Below are 324 nucleotides of genomic sequence, written 5' to 3'. Positions count from 1 at the left end.
GGGGCGGCGCCGGGGCGGGCGCTGGCAGCGAGCCGCGCCCGGCAGCCCGCGGGGATCATCGCCTATCTGGACATGGACGGGCTGAAGCGGGTGAACGACCGCCACGGCCATGCCGCCGGCGATGCCGCGATCCGGGAGCTTGCCGGGCGCCTTGCCCGGGCCGCCGGCCCAGGGGAGTTCGCCGCGAGGCTGGGCGGGGACGAGTTCGCGCTCTGGCTGCCCGGCGCGACCCGCGGCGCGGCGCTCGCCCGCTGCGCGGTGCTCGGCGCGGCCGGCCCCCCCCCCCCCGGCCCCCCCGCCGCCCGGCCGGCCGGCGCCGCGCGG

1 protein-coding gene is annotated in these 324 nt (G+C 83.6%); it reads left to right on the top strand.

The window, feature by feature from the left end:
* Positions 1–324: GGDEF domain-containing protein (locus tag AC1MIR_RS27800; RefSeq protein ID WP_480031406.1), on the top strand; the 324-nt coding region annotated here is incomplete at both ends.

This window comes from Falsiroseomonas sp. RANM36 (assembly GCF_056682175.1).
This window is presented reverse-complemented; position numbering and strand designations above follow the sequence as displayed.